This is a genomic window from Streptomyces sp. BF23-19 (genome assembly GCF_041106355.1).
Lineage (GTDB): Bacteria > Actinomycetota > Actinomycetes > Streptomycetales > Streptomycetaceae > Streptomyces > Streptomyces virginiae_A.
The window spans coordinates 1-4,730 of the sequence record NZ_JBGBPT010000178.1 but is presented as its reverse complement, the minus strand read 5'-3'; the positions used below and the strand labels follow the sequence as shown (position 1 = coordinate 4,730).

Below are 4,730 nucleotides of genomic sequence, written 5' to 3'. Positions count from 1 at the left end.
CTCCGGCTTCATGGTCGGCAAGGACTACGAGGCCGGCGGCATCGCCAAGCACGGCGCCAAGATGGTGTCGGCGCCGCCCTGCAGCAGCACCACCTCGCGGGCGTGCGCGCGGCGGACCGCGTCGAGGAGTTCGGCGACGGCCGGCGGCTCCCCGGGGCGCGCGAGAACGGTGGTCGCTCCCGCCTCCCCGCACAGTCCGGCCAGTCCCTCGCCGGGGACGACGGCGACCACGGCCCGCTGGGCGCGCTCGCCGCGCGCCCGGCGGCGTTCGTCCCCGAAGTGGGTGATCCGTATCCGGTAGGGCCGCCCGGCCACGACTCCGGCCTCCACGGCGGCGCCGGGGTCGTCGACGTGGACGTGGACGTTCCACAGTCCGTCGCCACCGACCACGACCAGCGAGTCGCCGAGCCCGTCGAGGCGTTCGCGCAGTTCGCCGACGGCCGCCTCGGAGGCCTCCAGCAGGTAGATCACCTCGTACGCGGGCCCGTCCTCCTCCTGTGCGCAGGGGTCCGGCGACTGCGGTACGGGTACCGCGCGGCCGCGGACCGGTTCGGCGGCCGGCTCCTGGCCGGACAGCGCCTGCCACAGGGCGCCGAAGACGACGACCAGCCCGCAGCCCCCGGCGTCGACGACCCCGGCCCGGCCCAGTGCGGCCAGCTGCCCGGGGGTCTCGGCCAGGGCGGCGCGGGCTCCGTCGTAGGCGGCGCGGGCCACCTCGACCGCGGTCCCGGCGGCGGCTCCGGCCGCCTCGCCGGCCCGGGCGGCGGCGCCGGCGACGGTGAGCATGGTGCCCTCCACCGGGTGCGCGACGGCCGCGTACGCCTCCTCCGCGGCCCGGGTGAGCGCGCGGGCCAGCAGCCCGCCGGGGCCCTGCTCCCCCGGTTCGGCCCGCTCGGCGGGTTGGTCGCCGAGTACGTCGGCCACTCCGCGCAGCAGCTGCGCCAGGATCGTCCCGGAGTTCCCGCGGGCTCCCACCAGCGCCCCGTGCGCCCAGGCCCGTACGGCCTCGGCCAGGGAGGTGGTCCGCGCTGTGCCGTCGGTCACCTCGGGGAAGGCGTCGGCGAGGCCGCGGTCGGCCGATTCGGCGGTGAGGTAGAGGTTGGTGCCGGTGTCCGCGTCGGCGACCGGGTAGACGTTGATCGCGTCGATGTCCTCGCGGGCCCGGCCCAGTGCGGCCAGGGCGAGTGAGCTCCAGGTGCGCACCGCTTCGGCGTCGAGCTCGTCGGCGGGCTGCGGCTGAGGCTCGTGCGGCACCGGGCGTTCCTCCTTGTGCGGGCCAGGGTTCACCGCAGGGTAACGAAGGACCGCCCGGGCGTCGGGACCGCGGGGCGGGGGCAGCGGCGGCCGTGGTAGTTTTCTTGGACGGACGCAGTCGTTGTATGCTGCTCCGGTTGCCCGGCGAGAGTCGGGCCATTCCCCCGGCAAACCACTTCAGACCTCTGAATCCGGTGCGCCGGTTTCACTGTAATTGCATCTGAAGTCTTGGAGTGACCTGTGGCTGCCAACTGCGACGTTTGCGCCAAGGGGCCGAGCTTCGGCAACAACATCTCATTTTCGCACCGCCGCACCTCGCGTCGCTGGAACCCGAACATCCAGCGCGTCCGTGCCGTGGTCAATGGGACGCCGAAGCGCCTCAACGCCTGCACCTCGTGCATCAAGGCCGGCAAGGTCTCGCGCTGACGCCTCCCGTCGTAGCGCAGCCCTTTTCGGTTGCCAAAAAGGCCAGTTCACCTCTGGTGAACCGGCCTTTTGCCTTGTCCGGGGGCCCGGCCGAGGGCCGGGCCGGCTGTCGCAGCGGGTTCAGCGCCACTGCCAGGCGTGATCCACCGGGCCGATGCCCCCGCCGAGCGCGAAGCCGGCGGCGATGGCGCCCGTGACGTACTCCTTGGCGGCCGTGACGGCCTCCGGCACGGTCAGTCCTCTGGCCAGGCCCGCCGCGATCGCGGAAGCGAGGGTGCAGCCCGTGCCGTGGGTGTGCCGGTTGTCGTGACGCCGGGCGCGCAGCCACCGTTCCTCGGTGCCGTCGGTGAGCAGGTCCACCGCCTCGTGGCCGTGTGCCGCGAGGTGTCCGCCCTTGATCAGCGCCCACCGCGGACCGTGGCCGAGGATCGCGTCGGCGGCCCGCCGCATGTCGTCCTCGGTCTCCACCACCACACCCGTGAGCTGGGCCACCTCGTCCAGGTTGGGCGTGGCCACCGTGGCCCGTGGCAGCAGCTCCTTGCGCACGGCCTCCAACGCCGAGGCGGCGAGCAGCGCGTCCCCGTGCTTGGAGACCCCGACCGGGTCCACGACGGCCGGGGCCCGGGTGTCCGCCAGCAGCGCGGCCACCGTCTCCACCAGGACGGCGGAGGAGAGCATCCCGGTCTTCACGGCCTGGACCCCGATGTCGTCCACGACGGCCCGGTACTGGGCCGTGACGGCGTCGGCGGGCAGTTCCCAGACTCCCCGTACCCCGAGCGAGTTCTGCGCCGTCACGGCGGTCACCACGCTCATGCCGTGCACCCCGAGCGCCAGCATGGTCTTGAGGTCGGCCTGGATGCCCGCGCCGCCGCCGGAGTCGGATCCGGCGACGGTCAGGCACAGCGGCGGGGCGGTGCTCACAGCGTGCCGTCCTGGGCGGCCGGGTCGGCCCCGAAGTGGTCCCAGCCGCCGGTGCTGGTCCAGGGCGCGCCGTCGACGGTCACCTGGGGCAGCGCGGAGCGGTTGAGCACCTCGCCGATGACCTTCCAGCGGGCGGGGAGCTTCACGTCGGGCGGGAAGGTCGCCACGATCGCGTGGTCCTCTCCCCCGGTGAGCACCCACTGCAGCGGGTCCACGCCGACGGCCTGTCCGATGTCGTGCATCTGGGTCGGGATGTCGACGGCCGCCGAGCGCAGGTCGATCCGTACCTTGCTGGCGTCGGCGATGTGCCCGAGGTCGGCGATCAGGCCGTCGCTGACGTCGGTCATGGCGGTGGCGCCGAGTCCGGCGGCGGCGGGGCCCGCGTGGTACGGCGGCTCGGGGCGCCGGTGCGCCTCGACGAAGGCCCGCGGGGAGCGGAAGCCGCGCGAGAGCACGGCGAATCCGGCCGCGGACCAGCCGAGCCAGCCGGTGACGGCGACGACGTCGCCGGGCTGGGCGCCGGAGCGCAGGACGGGCTCGTGGTTGCGCAGGTCGCCGAGGGCGGTGATGGCGACGGTGATGACGTCCCCGCGGACGACGTCCCCGCCGACCACGGCCGCGCCGGCGACCTGGCACTCGTCGCGGATCCCGTCCATCAGCTCGGTGGGCCAGGTGACCGGCAGTTCGGCGGGGACGACGAGGCCGAGCAGCAGCGCGGTCGGCACCGCGCCCATGGCGGCGATGTCGGCGAGGTTCTGCGCGGCGGCCTTGCGGCCCACGTCGTAGGCCGTGGACCAGTCGCGCCGGAAATGCCGGCCCTCCAGCAGGATGTCGGTGCTCGCCACGACCCGCCGGTCGGGGGCGGACACCACCGCGGCGTCGTCGCCCGGTCCGAGCCGGACCGCCGGGGTGGTGGTGAGCCGTGAGGTGAGCTCCCTGATCAGCCCGAACTCCCCCAGCTCGCCGACAGTGCCCTTCATCGCTGTGCCCCTTCTTGCCCAGTCCGCTTGCGGTCGCGAGCCGTCTCAGCTCTGGGTACCGTCAACAGATACGTCAACTTCTGCTCTCCGTACGCCCCGCTGTGCGTGGCGCCGGGCCCGCGGGTCTCCCCGCGGCGCACGGCGACGCGGTACCGTGGCGTCCCTTCTTCCCCCGGCCCGTTCAATCGTGTGGGGCCCACCCGAAGGTTAGGGGAAATGATCCTCGTGGCCGCCCTGGAGGTTCCGTGGTACAGGCGTACATCCTTATCCAGACCGAAGTGGGCAAGGCGTCGTTCGTCGCCGAGTCCATCGGCCAGATCCCGGGGGTGATCCAGGCCGAAGACGTGACGGGCCCGTACGACGTGATCGTGCGCGCCCAGGCCGACACCGTGGACGACCTCGGCCGTATGGTCGTCGCCAAGGTCCAACAGGTGGAGGGGATCACCCGCACCTTGACCTGCCCGGTGGTCCATCTGTAGCCCCCGTCTACTCTTGGCCGGTGATGTCCCTCCACCACCGGCCCCTGCGTGTCCGCGCCCTGTCGGCCCTGCCCGCCTCGATGGCCCTCCTGGCCGTCGCGGCGTGCTCTCCGGGCGGATCCGAAGCCCGGTTGGCTCCTCCGCCCACGCCGCCCGACGACGTCGCGCGGCTCTGTGCGGCACTGCACAAGGAGCTCCCGGAGAAGGTGGCCGGCCTGGCGCGGACCCGAACCGAACCGGAATCCGATCTGACCGCCGCGTGGGGCGGTTCGGCGATCGTACTGCGGTGCGGTATCCCCAAGCCCCCCAAGATGCTCGATCCGAAGCAGGACGGCGTCCACGTGAACGGCGTGGCCTGGCTGCTGGAGAAGCTCGGCGACGGTTCGGGCGGGTTCCGGTTCACCACCGGGATGCGGCTGGCCTACACCGAGGTCCAGGTCGACAAGGAGCATGCCACGGATGCGGGGATGCTGGTCGGACTGTCCACGGCGATCTCGGCGACCGTGCCCGAGGGCATTTCCTCCTACTGAGTGCCGCGCCGAGTGCCGCGCGCCCGTCGCCGCGCACCGGGTACCCGGCACACCGCCGCCCGCCGACCGCATCCTGTCCGCGCGCGGCCTCGACGTGCTGATCAAGAAGATGCGCGCCAACGAGGAGCGCATCGCCACCG

The 4,730-nt window shown here is 73.3% G+C and carries 5 protein-coding genes and 2 pseudogenes; 4 read left to right on the top strand and 3 right to left on the bottom strand.

The annotated features are described in order from the left end of the window. Positions 1-85, top strand: a pseudogene (locus AB8A24_RS43015) (carboxyl transferase domain-containing protein); the annotation flags it as partial. Here AB8A24_RS43015 and AB8A24_RS43010 read toward each other — a convergent pair. Next, positions 82-1,254: pseudogene (locus AB8A24_RS43010) on the bottom strand (DAK2 domain-containing protein); the annotation flags it as partial. The pseudogenes AB8A24_RS43015 and AB8A24_RS43010 overlap by 4 nt on opposite strands. Before the next feature lie 240 nt (positions 1,255-1,494). Between AB8A24_RS43010 and rpmB the strand changes: the two are divergent. Beyond that, the gene (gene rpmB, locus AB8A24_RS43005) at positions 1,495-1,680 is read left to right on the top strand and encodes a 50S ribosomal protein L28 (RefSeq protein WP_033222871.1); all 186 of its coding nucleotides are present in this window, start codon (positions 1,495-1,497) and stop codon (positions 1,678-1,680) included. 120 nt (positions 1,681-1,800) lie between these two features. On the opposite strand, the gene thiD is transcribed toward rpmB, so the two are convergent. Continuing rightward, positions 1,801-2,601 carry a bifunctional hydroxymethylpyrimidine kinase/phosphomethylpyrimidine kinase gene (gene thiD / locus AB8A24_RS43000; RefSeq protein ID WP_266482210.1) on the bottom strand — a complete coding sequence of 267 codons (801 nt, stop codon included), beginning with the start codon at positions 2,599-2,601 and terminating at the stop codon, positions 1,801-1,803. Then, positions 2,598-3,581: a thiamine-phosphate kinase gene (locus tag AB8A24_RS42995; RefSeq protein WP_150259680.1), complete on the bottom strand. Its 984-nt coding sequence runs from the start codon at positions 3,579-3,581 to the stop codon at positions 2,598-2,600. Before AB8A24_RS42995 ends, thiD begins: the two co-directional genes overlap by 4 nt. 245 nt (positions 3,582-3,826) lie before the next feature. On the opposite strand from AB8A24_RS42995, the gene AB8A24_RS42990 reads away from it, so the two are divergent. Continuing rightward, complete coding sequence (locus AB8A24_RS42990) at positions 3,827-4,060, top strand: Lrp/AsnC family transcriptional regulator (protein ID WP_030011290.1); 234 nt, start codon at positions 3,827-3,829, stop codon at positions 4,058-4,060. 23 nt (positions 4,061-4,083) lie between these two features. Beyond that, positions 4,084-4,590 (top strand): DUF3515 domain-containing protein, encoded by a 507-nt coding sequence (locus AB8A24_RS42985; RefSeq protein WP_328965834.1) that lies wholly within the window; start codon positions 4,084-4,086, stop codon positions 4,588-4,590. Positions 4,591-4,730 lie beyond the last annotated feature (140 nt).